The sequence below is a fragment of the Streptococcus sp. KHUD_010 genome (assembly GCF_040207525.1).
Lineage (GTDB): Bacteria > Bacillota > Bacilli > Lactobacillales > Streptococcaceae > Streptococcus > Streptococcus hominis.
In genome coordinates this window covers 1,699,892-1,715,612 of the sequence record NZ_CP157941.1, presented here as the reverse complement: position 1 = coordinate 1,715,612, position 15,721 = coordinate 1,699,892, and the positions used below count along the sequence as shown (strand labels likewise).

Below are 15,721 nucleotides of genomic sequence, written 5' to 3'. Positions count from 1 at the left end.
TTTTACATAAATATTTGTAAAATACACAAAAATTATTTAAAATAAAAAGGCTTGGAGGAATTTATGTGTTCAACAAATAAAATTGTAAATACGATACCAGTATTAAAAATCAATAATCGAAAAAACAATCTCGCATTTTATTGTCAAACTTTGGGAATGAAAAATTTGCTAGAGGAAGGAGCTTTTGTCAGTCTTGGAGATCAGACAAAAGTTGAAAAATTGCAGCTAGAAGAGTCGCCCAGTATGCGCACTCGCAAAGTTGTTGGGACTAAGAAATTAGCGAAAATTGTCATCAAAGTAGCTAATCCACGAGAAATTGAAGCACTTTTGGCGCGTGGTAGCAAAGTCGATTATCTTTACCAAGGTGACAATGGCTATGCTTTTGAAGCAACTTCGCCGGAAGGAGATACGTTTTTACTGCATAGCGAGGAAGATTGGGCAACCTTACAGAGAATAATGATCGCACCAGCATTTGCACCGCTAGAGGATTTTGTAGGGCTCAGCCAATTTACTATAGAGCAGATTCACATCAATGTTCCAGATGAGGAAAAAGCAGTCACTTTTTATCAGGAATGGTTAGGAAATCAGTCTGTTCTAACATTCTCACAAGCAAGCGGAGCAGATTTATTGACGGAGAGTACTCAAACTTGGGATTTGGCAGTGATTAAATTTACAGTTGAGCAATTTGATGTGGAAGCGTTGCGCGATTTATTGCAAGGAAGAGAAATTTTTGTTCCTAAATCGGGCAAATTTTTCCTGACCAAAGATGAGAGCCAAATTGAAGTTTGGATTGAAGCGGTATGAGTTCAAGCAAGATTCTCTCAAAAGTCGAAGAACAGATAGCACAACAAATCTATCCTGGAGCCAGCTTAGCTTTGTATACTCGTGGAGAGTGGCAAGAATATTATCTTGGTGAGAGCAATCCTGAGCGCAGTGAGAAAAGCCGAGCAGGACTGGTCTATGACTTAGCAAGTGTCAGTAAGGTTGTGGGTGTCGGAACGATTTTGGCTTTTCTATTCCATGAGAAAAAACTCGATTTAGATGCGCCTCTGACACAATATTATCCCGCTTTTCATGACAATTCTGTCACGGTAGGTCAGCTGGCTACTCACACATCAGGGCTAGATCCCTTTATCCCCAATCGAGATGCACTCAATGCGGCTGAATTGAAAGAGGCGCTAAATCATTTGAAAGTGCTTGATAGCAAGCGTTTTCGTTATACTGATGTGAATTTTTTATTGCTGGGTTTTATGGTAGAAGAAATTTTTCATTCTGCTTTGAGTGACATTTTTGAACAGAAAATTTTTCAGCCTTGGGGTATGAAAGAAACAGCATTTAGCCCTGTCGCGCAAGCGGTGCCAACGGTTCGCGGTGTGAAAGCAGGGATTGTACATGACCCCAAAGCGCGTGTGTTGGGCAGACACGCTGGTAGTGCAGGCTTGTTTTCGACAGTTCGGGATTTGAAGCTCTTTTTGGAGCATTATTTACAGGATGACTTTGCAGCAACTTTGACAAAAAATTTCTCAAAGGAGATTGGGAAAACACGCAGTCTTGCTTGGGATTTAGACAAAGAGTGGTTGCAACACACAGGCTACACAGGAACATTTATTATGTTTAATCGTTTGCAGCAGAAAGCGGTCATCTTCCTTTCCAACCGAACGTATGAGAAAGACGAACGTGCACAATGGATTTTAGACCGCAATGAGCTCATGGATTTGATTAAACAAAATCTGTAAAATGAAGACAGTTAGGATAAGAGCTGGATTTCCTGCTCTTTTTCGCTGTTTTAAAAGTTGAAATAAATTAGTTTGGAATATAAAAGGAATTGACTACTAACGATCGCTTTTTTCTATGAATTATATTAAAATAATAGATGAAGTATTGTGATGTAGAGAGAGAATATGACAAAAAAAGTAGGTGTCGGTCGGGCACATAGTAAGATTATTTTGATAGGGGAGCATGCCGTTGTCTATGGCTACCCTGCTTTGTCTCTACCTTTAACTAATATTGAAGTGACTTGTCGCATTTTGCCGTCAGATCATGCGTGGATTTTGTATGAGGAAGATACCCTTTCTATGGCAGTTTTTGCTTCTTTGGAATTTCTAGGGGTGCAAGAGGCTTATATTCGCTGTGAGATTGAGTCCATGGTGCCTGAAAAGCGCGGAATGGGTTCTTCTGCGGCAGTGAGTATTGCTGCGATTCGAGCTGTTTTTGATTATTATGAACAGGAGTTGGATAGGGAAACTCTGGAGATTTTAGCCAATCGGGCAGAGATGATTGCCCACATGAATCCGAGTGGTTTGGATGCTAAGACTTGCTTGAGCGATCATGCTATTAAATTTATTAAAAATGTTGGTTTTTCAGAGTTTGAGACGAATTTTGGAGCTTATCTTTTGATTGCAGACACAGGGATTTATGGGCATACACGAGAAGCCATTCAAAAAGTTGAGCAGCTAGGAATGACCGCTTTGCCTTACCTTCATCAGCTTGGTAAATTGACGAATGAAGTTGAAGCGGCGTTGAAAATTAAAGATTTAGAAGCAATTGGTATGGCTATGTCAGAAGCTCATCTCAGCCTAAAAAGTTTAGGTGTTAGTTGCCCAGAAGCAGATAAACTGGTTTCCATAGCGCAAGCAAATGGAGCACTTGGTGCGAAAATGAGCGGTGGTGGTCTTGGCGGTTGCATCATTGCTCTAGTGGCTAACAAAGAAAAGGCTGTCAGTTTAGTCGATTTATTGAGGGAGAAAGGAGCGGTGAACACATGGATCGAAAGTCTGTAAAGGTGCGGTCTTATGCCAATATTGCCATTATCAAATATTGGGGTAAGAAAGATACTGTCAAGATAATTCCTGCAACGAGCAGTATTTCTTTGACCTTGGAAAATATGTACACAGAAACAACTCTGTCTAGCTTACCAGCGAGTGCCCAGTCAGATGAATTTTACATCAATGGTGTTCTGCAAGATCAAGCTGAACATAAAAAAATGAGTAATATTGTAGATCGTTTTCGTCCTCAAGGAGCTGGTTTTGTACGAATTGATACCAACAATAATATGCCAACAGCAGCAGGACTTTCATCTAGTTCGAGTGGTTTGTCTGCGCTCGTTAAGGCTTGTAATGACTTTTTTGAATTGCACTTGTCCACAAAAGAACTAGCACAAAAAGCAAAATTAGCTTCTGGATCTTCTTCACGGAGTTTTTATGGACCGATTGCAGCTTGGGACAAGGATAGCGGAGAGATTTATTCAGTAAAGACAGATTTGAAATTAGCGATGATAATGCTGGTTTTGTACGATCAGAAAAAGCCGATTTCAAGTCGTGAGGGAATGAAACGCTGTGCAGAAACCTCCACGACATTTGATGATTGGGTGAGACAGTCAGAAGAAGATTATAAAGCTATGCTGACTTATTTGTCTAACAATGATTTTTCTAAGGTGGGAGAATTAACAGAAAAAAATACGCTTGCCATGCATGCTACCACTCAGACAGCAACGCCAGCTTTTTCTTACCTGACCGAAAAAAGCTATGAAGCAATGGACTTCATCAAACAATTACGCAGTCAAGGAGAGCGTTGTTATTTCACTATGGATGCAGGACCAAATGTAAAAGTGTTGTGTTTGGAAGAAGATTTGGAGCATTTGGTGCCGATATTTGCAGCAAAATACCGCCTCATTGTTTCTAAAACGAAGGAATTGCCAGATGACTAAAACAGTAAGAACATGTGGGAAATTGTATTTGGCAGGGGAATACTCTGTATTGACAGCGGGACAAGGCGCGATTCTGAAAAATATTCCGATTTATATGACGGGAAAAATTCATTTTTCTGAACGTTATCAGTTGTTTTCAGATATGTTTGACCATACTGTGGATTTGACACCTGATGATGAGTACAGTCTCATTCAGGATACAGTTGCTGTTATGAATGAGTTTTTACAAAGTCGATCCATTTCACTACGTCCCTTTTTCTTAACCATTACTGGAAAAATGGAGCAAGATGGAAAAAAATTTGGTCTTGGCTCTAGTGGGAGTGTCGTAGTTTTAACCATACGAGCAATAACGGCCTTGTATGGTCTGGCGTTATCTGCTGAGGAAACCTTTAAGCTGGCAGCCTATGTCCTTCTTAAACGTGGGGACAATGGCTCAATGGGAGATGTGGCTTGTATCGCTTATGAAGATTTGATTTATTACCAATCTTTTGACCGCAAAAGAATAGCGGAGCAGATCAATGAGTCGCCCTTAGAAAGTATATTAGCTCAGGATTGGGGAACTGTCATTCGGAGAATCCAACCACAACTTACATTTGATTTTTTTGTAGGCTGGACAAAAGAACCAGCTATTTCTAGAGATCTTATCAATCAGGTCAAATCAGCAATTTCATCCAGTTTTCTAACACAAACACAAGAAGAAGTTCTTCGACTGGAGAAGGCGCTGCTTGCTGGTGAGAAAGAAATTATGAAAGAAAGCCTAGAAAAGGTTAGCCACCTATTGGCGGAACTTAGCCCCGCTATTTACAATGAAAAACTGAGAGCTTTAAAAAGAGCCAGTCAAGGATTGGACTGTGTGGCAAAGAGTAGCGGTGCTGGCGGTGGTGACTGCGGCATAGCATTGTCATTTAGCGAGACAGATAGTCAAATCTTAGTGGAACGTTGGCGGGGGGCAGGAATTGACCTTTTATATAAGGAAAGGTGGGGAATGGATGAATAAAAATCGCAAAGACGAACACATAAGATATGCGCTTGAGTACGATTCGCCTTATAATAGTTTTGATGACATGGAGCTTATTCATTGCTCGCTTCCTAAGTATGATTTGGACGAGATTGATTTGACGACGCAGTTTGCAGGCAGAGATTGGGAATTTCCGTTTTACATCAATGCTATGACAGGTGGAAGTGAGAAAGGGAAGGGCATCAATCAGCGCTTGGCACAAGTTGCAGAAGCTTGCGGTATTCTTTTTGTCACAGGCTCTTACAGTGCTGCCTTGAATAATCCAACAGATGACTCATATACTGTCAAGCAAGATAAGCCAAACCTGCTCCTTGCAACGAATATTGGACTGGATAAGCCGTATTCCTCAGGGCAGCAGGCAATCACAGACCTTCATCCTCTTTTTTTGCAAGTGCATGTCAATCTCATGCAAGAATTGCTCATGCCAGAAGGAGAACGCTCTTTTAAAACTTGGCGAGCACATTTAAAAGATTATGCTGAGCAAAGCACAGTCCCGGTAGTGTTGAAAGAGGTTGGCTTTGGTATGGATTTGGCAACGATCGAAACTGCTTATGACCTCGGTATTCGAACGGTTGATCTTTCTGGTCGTGGCGGAACGAGCTTCGCCTATATTGAAAACAGGCGCGGTGGCAATCGAGACTATCTCAATGATTGGGGGCAATCGACACTCCAAGCCTTACTAAATGCTCAGCCGATGATGGATAAAATGGATATTTTGGTGAGTGGTGGCGTACGGCAGCCGCTTGATATGGTGAAGGCTTTTGTGTTAGGAGCTAAGGCTGTAGGACTTTCACGCACCATGTTAGAATTGATTGAAACGCATTCGGTGGATGAAGTCATCACGATTGTAAACAGTTGGAAAGAAGATTTGTGCTTGATTATGTGTGCACTTGGTTGCCAAAATTTGAGAGAGCTAAGACAAGTGCCTTATCTTTTGTATAGACGTTTGCGAGAAGCACAAGGTCAACTAAATAACGAAATCCGATGAGTTTTTTCACTTATCGGATTCTTTTTTTCTATGATTTTTGACGAATGTTTTCTAAAATTTCTTGTGCTCTTTTGAGACTAAAATGTTTCTCAGAAATGAGCTGAGAAACCAGAGGAGCGATTTCTGTATCCTTAGCTCCTGCTAAAAGAGCTAGAGATTTGGCTTGTAGCTTCATGTGACCGTGCTGAATACCAGTGCTGACCAGCGCTTTTAGAGCTGCAAAATTTTGCGCTAAGCCGATAGACGCAATAATACTGGCTAACTCTTTGGCGGTTGGTTGTTTTAGCAAATCGAAGCTAACTTCCACCGTAGGGTTGAGCCCAATGGAGCCCCCTTTGGTAGCAATGGGAAGAGGAAGTGTAATCTCTCCGCAGAGCGTTTGAGTAGCTTCCTTGATTGACCAAGTAGTCAATCCTTGATAGGAACCATTTCTACTAGCATAGGCATGCGCGCCTGCTTCAATCGCCCGCCAGTCGTTTCCTGTCGCTAATACGACAGCATCAATTCCGTTGAAAATACCTTTATTGTGGGTGCTGGCACGATAAGGGTCTTGCTTGGCAAATTGGCTTGCCAGCACGATTTTTTTAGCAATGTCAATGGCTTCTGATTTATTTCGACTAAGAAAACGAAGATCAATTTCACAAGTGGCAGTTACCAAGGCTTCTGTCGCATAATTTGATAGAATTGCCATCAGGCTTTCACCGCCAGTCAACTCTTCTAATGGTGTTTTCAACGCTTCTAGCATGGTATTGAGGATATTGGCGCCCATAGCTTCTTGGGTGTCAACTGTTAGATAAACGACTAAAAATTCAGCTTCGCCATTTAGCCATTCTACACGTAAATCACGCGCACCACCTCCGCGGTTGACAATCGACGGGTGTGCTTGATTGGCCAACTCTAGCAATTCTTGCTTGTGATTTTGGATATTTTTTATAGCCGCTTCAATATTTGCTACTTGATAGAGAGAAACCTGTCCAATCATTTGACGATTGTGAATAGTCGTTTTGAAGCCTCCAGAGCGCTTAATAATTTTTGCTGCAAAGCTAGCAGCCGCAACGACAGAGGGCTCTTCTGTTACGAAAGGTACCTGATAAACTTGCTCGTCTACCACAACATCAGGAACGAAAGAGTAGGGCAGAGCAAATGTCGCCAGAACATTTTCGCTCATTTGGTCGGCTATTGAGAGAGGGAGCATGTGATTATGCTCAAGGTTTGTTTGATTATCCTCGTTTAGTAAGTGATAGTCTTTTAAAATTTGCAAACGTTCTTGAAGCGATTTTTTTGAAAAGCCCGTCCAACTTATCTTCATATTATTTTTCCACCTTGATGTATGTACGTTGGTGTTCTACGATTTCTGCTAAGGCAAAGTCTTGATTTTCATAGCCTGTAAAGCTAGCAGAGCCATTTTCATCTAGTTCTGCTTCTTCAAAAAATACCTTCTCATAATCTGGAATGCTCAGAGGCGTACGGCTGTCAAGTTTTTCCATACGATTGGCTTCAAGCTGCTGCTCAAAGCCTGCTACGAGCTGCCCACTAAAGATTTCTGATACAGCTCCGCTTCCGTAGCTAAAGAGCGCAATGCGGTCACCTGCTTTGAGTGTCGTACTATTTTCAAGCAGGGAAAGGAGGCCTAAAAAGAGGGAGCCAGTATAAATGTTACCTACTTTTTGACTGTAAAGAATGGATTGCCCAAAATTTTCTTTCAGTTGTGCTTGTTGCTCAATTGGCAAACTCTTATCCATAATCTTTTTCATACCCTTTAAAGCCAATTTAGGATAAGGCAAATGAAAGCAAACTGCTGCAAAATCTTTCAAAGAGACTTGATTGCGTCTTAGGTACTCTGCCCAAGTCGTTTTTAAGCTATCTAAATACTGCTGAGTGGAGTACATGCCATTGACGAAGGGTGTTGTGGAATAATTCGGACGCCAGAAGTCCATGATGTCTCGTGTTTGAGCGACATTGTCCTCATTGAAGGCTAGAATTCGTGGATGACTAGTGATGAGCATAGCTATCGAACCAGCGCCTTGTGTCGGTTCGCCCGGTGTTCCAATACCGTATTTGGCAATGTCACTAGCGATGACCAAGACCTTTGAGTCTGGACGTTTTTCAACGTGTAGTTTTGCATAATCCAGTGCGGCAGTAGCACTATAGCATGCTTCTTTCATTTCAAAACTACGCGCAAATGGCTGAATTCCAAGCAAACCATGAATAAAAACAGCAGAAGCCTTGCTTTGGTCAATTCCAGATTCACTGGCCACAATTACCATGTCAATAGCCTGTTTATCTTCTTTGGCCAAAATAGATGCTGCTGCACTCGCTCCCATGGTTACAATATCCTCTGTGACAGGGGCGATACTGATTTCTTTTAATAAAAGCCCCTTACTTAGTTTTTCTGGGGCAATGTTACGTGTGGCTGCTAAATTTTCTAATTTTAATACATAGTTGGTTGTTGCAAAACCAATCTTATCAATTCCAATTGTCATCATTACCTCTATATATTTCGGTTTCATGTAAATATTATTCTATTCTATTTTATCATAATTCAAGTGGAAACTGAGAAAAAGACCCTCTTAAGATAAGAAGGGTTTTAGACAGTTTGACTATTTTTGTTGAATTACGAAGAACGGTGTTTTTGTAGATAATGGTAGAGTCTGAGCACCACCGTACCACTTGCCATTCCAATTGAAATGACCAAGGCTAAAATCACTACCAAGGTAGCATTAACCATAGCATGACTATAATTTCCGGTAACAAAAAAGGCAGTTGTACGATAAGAAAGATAGCCCGGAACCAATGGAGCTAAAATGGCTAAGATAAAGACGACAGCAGGGGTCTTATAGAGAATGCTCAAAACTTGACTAATGCAAGATCCGATAATAGCTGCAATAAACGTAGCAATAATCACATTTGTTGGGCCTTTTAATACATAATACAAAAGCCAGATGAACATTCCAAGGATTCCTCCTGGGATTAACATACTTTTTTGAACATTTAAAACGATTAAGAACGTCACAATTGCAAGAAAACTTGCGGCAGCTTGTAGTAAGACAGTCAATGGATTCACCTTTTATTTCATTAGGACAAGAGCTACGGAAGTACCAGCTCCGAGTGCTAAAGTGATCAACAGCGTTTCAAAGATTTTGCTCATTCCGGAGTTGAGATGATTGGTCATCAGATCACGCACGGCATTGGTCAGAGCAATACCGGGAACAAAAGGCATGACAGCACCAGCGATGATTAAGTCAGCACTGGAAGGAAAGCCAGAATAGCGCGCCCAGATCTGTGCCAGCAGACCAAAAATAAAAGCTCCGGCAAAAGCTGTGACAAAAGGAATGCGCACGTATTTATTGACCGAAAGAGAAAAGGCAAAGCCAAAGAAGGTTGCAAGAGCAGCGCCGAGCGCATCATAGAGATTGCCACCAAACATGATAGAGAAAAAAGGGGCACTAATAGTAGCAGCAAGTGTCAGTTGCCTGTTTGTGTAAGGTGTTTTCTTCTTTTTTAGCTGAGTTAATTTCTCAAAAGCATCTTCAAGACTGATGTCCCCACTAACCAGTTCACGCGATACTTGATTGACATCGCATACCTTTTCAATATTGTAATTTGAATGAGTGATCCGTTTCATCCGCGAAATGTTGGTGTTTTCAATTGAAAAGAAAATAGCAACTGGCATTGCGAGAGCATTACAATCTATAATCCCTTGAGAATGGGCAATCCGAATCATCGTATCTTCTACCCGATAAATCTCAGAGCCACTCTGAAGCAAAAGTGTGCCTGCTAACATCAAGACATCAACAGCTAGATTGAATTGTTCTTCCCTTTCTAAATTTTGTTTCTCCACCATTTCTATATCCTTTTCTTTTAACTAACAATAAGTCTATTATAGCATAAAAAAGAAGAAAACCAGCTGGAATTTCCAACTGGTTTTTGAGAATAGACTTGAATTAGCTAAGTGCGTCATCTACTGAGAGAACTTCGTGGAAGACACGTTGAGTCAATTCAGTTTTTTGTTCTTTTGTAAGGTATTTAGTGTTGACACAGTAACCTGAGATACGAACGATAACATCTTCGCCATTCATAATCTTGTCATAGACATCTTTAAGATCCATAACGTTCAAGTTGACGTGTTGACCACCATTTTCAAAGTAACCGTCAAGAATCGTTACCAAGTTATCCACTTGTTCTTCACGAGTTTTACCAAGAGCACGAGGTGAAACTTGTGTAGTGAGAGAGATACCATCTGCTGCATAGCCAAAGTCAAGGCTGGCTAGTGAGTTGAGGTTTTGTAACCAACCACCACGAGCTTTGTTAGATGGGTTCGCACCTGGTGAGAAGAATTCTAATTTAGATAAGTTCACTGAACCATCTTCGTTGAGGTATACCCCTTTGTGAACTGGAGAGTTACCAGTTTGTTTAGAGTAGGCAACGTTCGAAGTGATAGTGAGAAGTGATACAGTCGCTTCTGCATTCTTATAGAGTTTGTGGCTGCGCAGACGAGTAGTGTAAGCTTCAATCAACCATTCAGCTAATTCGTTTGAGCGAGGGTCATCTTCACCCCAACGTGGGTAGTCACCAGTTGTTTCATAGTCGTAAATGTAGCCATTTTCATCGCGAATTGGTTTAACAGTAGCATATTTGATAGCAGCTAATGTATCAACAGTATTGGCAAATCCACAGATACCAAATCCCATGTTAGCACGTTGATGTGTAGGCAAGAAGGCCATTTGAACAGCTTCGTAGTTGTACTTGTCTGTCATGTAGTGGATGATGTTCAAAGCATCTACATAAGTGTCTGTCAACCAATCAAGTGATTTTTCAAAGTTTGCCTTAACAGTATCAAAGTCAAGGACTTCATCACGAATAGGTTCGATGTCAAATACTTTGTAATCTTTGTGAACATCATCGTAACCACCGTTCAAACCAGTCAAGAGAGCTTTAAGGACGTTTACACGAGCACCGAAGTATTGGATGTTGTGGCGTTGTTCTTCATTTTCTGGGTCAAGTGGTGACACACAGCAAGAGATACAGCTCATTTCGCCATAGCCGTCTTTTGCCATTGTCGTTACACCTTCGTATTGGATAGAAGAATGTTTGTGACTCATGTGCATGCAGTAATGACGGAAAGTGTATGGTAATTTATCCGTCCAAAGAACTGTTAAGTTTGGCTCTGGAGAGTTACCGATGTTGTCCAATGTGTTCAAGAAACGGTAATCCATTTTTGTAACACGGTGGCGACCGTCATTTCCCATACCAGCCATAGAAGTTGTGATGAAAGTTGGGTCACCTGAATACAATTCGTCATAAGCTTTTGTACGAGCGAATTTCACAGTACGAAGTTTCAAAACGAAGTCATCAACAAATTCTTGGATTTCTGATTCGGTGAAAGTACCACGAGCTAAGTCACGTTCTGCATAAATGTCAAGAACGATTGGGACACGTCCAAGTGAAGTAGCAGCACCGTTGACAACACGACAGACAGCCATGAAAGCAATGTTCACCCATTGAATAGCTTCTTTTACGTTCATAGCAGGTCTGCGAACATCAAGACCATAAAGGTCACCTAAGCGAACAACTTCTTTCAATGATTGGTATTGAAGGTTGACTTCTTCGCGAAGACGAATAGTTTCTTCATCAATGTCTGTCAAAGCATTCCAATCTTCCACTTTTTCAGCCATCAAGTAATCTGCTCCGTAAAGTGCAAGACGAGCATAAACACCGATGATACGTCCACGTGAATAAGCATCTGGCAAACCTGTTACAGTGTGTGCGTGACGTGCGCGACGGATATTTGTTGTGTAGGCACGGAAAATACCGTCATTTACAGTTGTTACGTATTTTGTGAAGATTTCATGCATTTTAGGATCTGGTTCATAGCCATGTTCCTTCAAAGCAGTTTCCGCCATACGGATACCACCTTTTGGCATGAAGTTCAATTTGAACAATTCATCATTTTGGATACCATAGATTAATTCATTGTCTTTATCAATGTATCCAGCTGGAATGTCAGCGATTGAAGTGGCACGTGTATCCATTGGGAAACGTGTTTCTTCATAATGTGCTTTTGTGTCTTCGATAATTTTTTTAATGTGAAGAGAGCGTTCAGTTGGACCAGCTAAGAAACTTTCATCTCCGTCATAAGGAGTGTAGTTTGCTTGTACAAAACGAGATACGCTAGCTTTTTCGCGCCAATCTTCCCCTTTGAAACCTTCCCAGGCTTTGTCAAAAATATCCTGTGCTTCGACAACAGTTTTAACAACCATGTTTTTTTCCTCTTGTATCTTTCTAGTAACACAAATCTGTTACATTTATAAAATAAGTATAGCATATAGTAATCGTTTCCACAAATGGAATCTAGTCATAAAAGCACTTTCTTTTATAATACAGATTTAAAAACTAGCATAAATTGTATTATATTTTTGAAAAAATCAGCATATTTTCAAATATTTTGGAAAAAATGATAAAAATTGTATAATGGAAGAAAGAACAGAGTCAAGAAAGGAGCTGTATTGATGTTAATTTTTCCCTTAATCAATGACATATCTCGGAAAATCATTCACATTGATATGGATGCCTTTTTTGCCTCCGTAGAAGAAAGAGACAATTCAGCGCTAAAAGGTAAGCCGGTCATCATCGGAGCAGACCCTCGTTTAACAGGCGGACGAGGCGTTGTCTCAACTTGCAATTATGAGGCGCGAAAGTTTGGTGTTCACTCAGCTATGAGCTCCAAAGAAGCTTATGAGCGTTGTCCACAGGCGGTTTTCATTTCGGGAAATTATGAAAAATATCAGGCAGTCAGCCAGCAAATTCGAGCCATTTTTAAACGATATACAGATATGATTGAGCCAATCAGTATTGATGAAGCCTATCTGGACGTGACCAAAAATAAGCTGGGTATGAAATCTGCTGTCAAGATAGCCAAGCTAATCCAGCACGAGATATGGACAGAGCTTCATTTGACCAGTTCAGCTGGTGTGTCCTACAATAAATTTTTGGCAAAAATGGCTAGTGACTATGAAAAACCTCACGGTTTGACGGTTGTTTTGCCAGAAGAAGCAGAAGCTTTTCTCTCTCAAATGGATGTGGCAAAGTTTTACGGTGTTGGAAAAAAGACGGTGGAAAAGCTGCATGATATGGGCGTTTACACAGGAGCAGATTTGTTAGAAATTCCTGAGATGACCTTGATTGACTTGTTTGGTCGATTTGGATTTGACCTTTATCGCAAGGCAAGAGGAATCAGCAATTCACCAGTAAAAGTCAACCGTATTCGTAAGTCTATCGGCAAGGAAAGAACTTATGGGAAATTGCTCCATAACGAAGACGACATAAAAAAGGAGCTGACCCTTTTATCACAAAAGGTAGCTCGTAGTCTAAAAAAGCATGGAAAGTCTGGTAGGACGATTGTTCTGAAGATTCGCTATGCGGATTTTTCAACGTTGACAAAAAGACAGAGCTTAGCGACAAGAACGCAAGATGCGGAGCAGATTGAGCGCATTGCACATGAGATTTATGATAGCTTGGACGAGCAGACAAAGGGTGTGCGTCTTTTAGGAGTAACAGTGACAGGATTTGGGATGTAAAAAAGTTTGGAATAGGGAGTTCCAAACTTTTTTCTATCATTCTCCAAAAACACTTTGAATATCCTCATCCGTTATTCCAATCATGGGATTGATTTTCAAGAAATTTTCCTCAGCCAAGACATAGTTTTCCACAGGTGTTTCCAAATTATCCACAGAAGTGTGTATAACTTTTTCATCATTGATCAGGTCTGAAAAGCGTTGAATTAGATAGGTATTGCGAGCTGTACCAGTGTTTTTGACAGCAAAGTCAAAGGCAGACTTTTCCCCAAGAAGAATGAGCTTGCTTTTAGCACGAGTGATAGCGGTATAGATGAGATTACGTTGCAGCATGCGGTGGCTGCTGGACGTAATCGGTAAAATGACCACAGGAAATTCACTACCTTGCGATTTGTGGATACTCATAGCGTATGCCAGACGAATCTTATACCATTCGCTGCGTGGGTAAATGACTTCATTGCCATCAAAGTTGATAGTCAACTCGTCCTGTTTAGAGTCCGTATATTTTGCTGGCAGCAAATCAGTGATATAACCCAAATCGCCGTTAAAGACATTGCTTTCCGCATCATTGACCAGATGAATCACCTTGTCGCCTTGTCGGTATTGGCAATCCGTTGCTTCAAAAATGATTTGTTCTGTTTCGGAAGGGTTGATTAGATTTTGCATGAGTTGATTGGTGTGGTCAATCCCAGCCTGTCCGCGGTACATAGGCGCAAGCACCTGCACATCTTGAGCTGGAATGCCACTGCGGAGAGCTGCCTCCACGATGCGCTCGATCATCTGTGGAATATGCTCGTTGCGCGCTTCAAAATAAGAGCGGTCGGCTTTTTTCTCAGTGAAATCAGTTGGGAGGATGCCTTTTTGAATCTGACTGGCTAAGGTGACGATAGTAGAGTCTTTGCTTTGTCGATAAATTTTTTCTAATTTGGTCTGCGGAAGAAGAGGGATTTTCAGCAAATCTGCCAGCACTTGTCCGGGGCTGACAGAAGGCAGCTGGTCGGCATCTCCGACGATTAGGAGTTTGGTGTTTGATGAAATGTTGCTGAGGAGTTGATTGGCTAACCAAGTATCTACCATTGAAAATTCATCGACAATAATAAAGTCTGCGTCCAAATAATCATCTAAATGGCTAGTGTCATCGTCTCCTGTCATGCCTAAATGCCGATGAATCGTAGCGCTTGGAAGCCCTGTTAATTCATTCATGCGTCTGGCAGCACGCCCAGTAGGAGCTGCTAGCAGGATAGGCAAATCCTGAGATTTGCGCAAATCCAACCCATGCAGCAGAGCGTAAACGGCAATGATTCCATTGATGACGGTTGTTTTTCCCGTTCCGGGGCCACCCGTTAGGATAAAAATTTTGTGATTGATAGCGTCACAAATTGCTTGTTTTTGAGTCACATCATAGGAAATGGCAAACTCATTTTCGATTTGAGTAATAGCAGCTTCAATCTTTTTCGGTTCAAATTTGTTTTGCTTCCCTTTTTCTAAAATGCGCAAGAGATTGCTACGAATCCCTTCTTCGGCAAAAAAGAGACTGTTTTCAAAAATCTTTGTATCAATATTTTGAACTTTATCTTCTTCAATCAAATGTGCCAGCTCATCCGCAACAGAACTTGGGTCTAACTCAATCTGACGGGAACTTTCGAGGAGTTCAATCGTATGTTCCAGAAGTTCTTTGGCTTCAAGATAGGTGTCGCCTTTTTCCATAGATTGAGTGAGGAGCGTGTGAAGCAACCCAGCACGAAAACGCTCTGGAGCGGTACCTTCAATTCCTAAGCTTTGTGCCAGTTGGTCGGCAATTTTAAAACCAATTCCTTGAATGTCTTCTACCAATTGGTAAGGATAGTGTTCCACGATTTCTAAGGTTTCTTCCTTGTAGAAATCTTGCACTTGAAAAGCTAGTTTGTTGGGGATACCGTATTCAGATAGCTTGGCAAGGATTCTCTCGGTACCGTAATTTTGTCTTAGTTTCGTGAGAAAGGCTTCGCGATTTTTGGCAGAAAGACCTGCAATATCCTTTAATTTTTCTGGCTCTGCTAAAACTTTATCAATCGTGTTATCGCCATAGAGATCCACGATTTTTTGTGCTGTTTTTACACCAATCCCTTTAAAATGGTCGCTTGAAAAATATTTGACTAAGCCTTTGCTGGTTGGCTTTGCCCGCTCATAGCGTGTTATTTTGAGCTGTTCCCCATATTTAGGGTGTTGCACGAGGTTTCCCCAAAAAGTATAGTCTTCGCCCTCCATAATATCCGCCATGGTGCCCGTGACAATAATCTCAAAATCATCAAAATCTGCATCGGTGTCGTCAATATCTAACAGTAGAATCCGAAAGAAACTGCTGGGATTTTCAAAAATAATGCGTTCAATAGTGCCTGAAAAGTAAAATTCCATCATCTTCCTGTATCAATGTTAAAAGAATGGGAGTGGAACAG

The 15,721-nt window shown here is 41.1% G+C and carries 13 protein-coding genes; 7 read left to right on the top strand and 6 right to left on the bottom strand.

The window, feature by feature from the left end:
- Positions 1-63 precede the first annotated feature (63 nt).
- From ABKA15_RS08385 to fni, 6 genes are all read left to right on the top strand, one after another.
- Complete coding sequence (locus ABKA15_RS08385) at positions 64-804, top strand: CppA N-terminal domain-containing protein (protein WP_049513767.1); 741 nt, start codon at positions 64-66, stop codon at positions 802-804.
- A complete protein-coding gene (locus tag ABKA15_RS08380) occupies positions 801-1,736 on the top strand; it encodes a serine hydrolase domain-containing protein (RefSeq protein WP_049513769.1) in 936 nt (311 codons plus the stop codon). The genes ABKA15_RS08385 and ABKA15_RS08380 overlap by 4 nt, the downstream gene beginning before the upstream one ends.
- Positions 1,737-1,901: 165 nt before the next feature.
- Positions 1,902-2,780: a mevalonate kinase gene (gene mvk, locus ABKA15_RS08375; protein ID WP_049513770.1), complete on the top strand. Its 879-nt coding sequence runs from the start codon at positions 1,902-1,904 to the stop codon at positions 2,778-2,780.
- A complete protein-coding gene (mvaD, locus tag ABKA15_RS08370; protein WP_049513771.1) occupies positions 2,762-3,706 on the top strand; it encodes a diphosphomevalonate decarboxylase in 945 nt (314 codons plus the stop codon). The genes mvk and mvaD overlap by 19 nt, the downstream gene beginning before the upstream one ends.
- Complete coding sequence (locus tag ABKA15_RS08365) at positions 3,699-4,703, top strand: phosphomevalonate kinase (RefSeq protein ID WP_003032967.1); 1,005 nt, start codon at positions 3,699-3,701, stop codon at positions 4,701-4,703. Before mvaD ends, ABKA15_RS08365 begins: the two co-directional genes overlap by 8 nt.
- Entirely contained in the window at positions 4,696-5,712 is a 1,017-nt protein-coding gene (gene fni / locus ABKA15_RS08360) for a type 2 isopentenyl-diphosphate Delta-isomerase (protein ID WP_049513774.1), read from the top strand. The genes ABKA15_RS08365 and fni overlap by 8 nt, the downstream gene beginning before the upstream one ends.
- Before the next feature lie 28 nt (positions 5,713-5,740).
- Here the strand turns inward: fni and ABKA15_RS08355 are convergent, their stop codons facing one another.
- The 5 genes from ABKA15_RS08355 to pflB all read right to left on the bottom strand — a co-directional run bounded on the left by ABKA15_RS08355 (position 5,741) and on the right by pflB (position 11,972).
- A complete protein-coding gene (locus ABKA15_RS08355) occupies positions 5,741-7,021 on the bottom strand; it encodes a hydroxymethylglutaryl-CoA reductase, degradative (RefSeq protein ID WP_049513775.1) in 1,281 nt (426 codons plus the stop codon).
- 1 nt (position 7,022) lies between these two features.
- Positions 7,023-8,195: a hydroxymethylglutaryl-CoA synthase gene (locus ABKA15_RS08350; RefSeq protein ID WP_049513776.1), complete on the bottom strand. Its 1,173-nt coding sequence runs from the start codon at positions 8,193-8,195 to the stop codon at positions 7,023-7,025.
- A gap of 131 nt (positions 8,196-8,326) precedes the next feature.
- Positions 8,327-8,776: a threonine/serine exporter family protein gene (locus ABKA15_RS08345; protein ID WP_152907032.1), complete on the bottom strand. Its 450-nt coding sequence runs from the start codon at positions 8,774-8,776 to the stop codon at positions 8,327-8,329.
- Positions 8,777-8,779: 3 nt separating this feature from the next.
- Positions 8,780-9,556: a threonine/serine exporter family protein gene (locus tag ABKA15_RS08340; RefSeq protein WP_049513780.1), complete on the bottom strand. Its 777-nt coding sequence runs from the start codon at positions 9,554-9,556 to the stop codon at positions 8,780-8,782.
- A gap of 100 nt (positions 9,557-9,656) precedes the next feature.
- Entirely contained in the window at positions 9,657-11,972 is a 2,316-nt protein-coding gene (gene pflB, locus ABKA15_RS08335) for a formate C-acetyltransferase (protein ID WP_106388280.1), read from the bottom strand.
- Positions 11,973-12,221: 249 nt separating this feature from the next.
- Here pflB and dinB point away from each other — a divergent pair, with 249 nt between their 5' ends.
- Positions 12,222-13,289, top strand: a complete 1,068-nt coding sequence (gene dinB, locus ABKA15_RS08330; RefSeq protein ID WP_049513783.1) for a DNA polymerase IV — start codon at positions 12,222-12,224, stop codon at positions 13,287-13,289.
- 36 nt (positions 13,290-13,325) lie between these two features.
- Here the strand turns inward: dinB and ABKA15_RS08325 are convergent, their stop codons facing one another.
- A complete protein-coding gene (locus tag ABKA15_RS08325) occupies positions 13,326-15,680 on the bottom strand; it encodes an ATP-dependent RecD-like DNA helicase (RefSeq protein ID WP_264341012.1) in 2,355 nt (784 codons plus the stop codon).
- Positions 15,681-15,721: the final 41 nt, after the last annotated feature.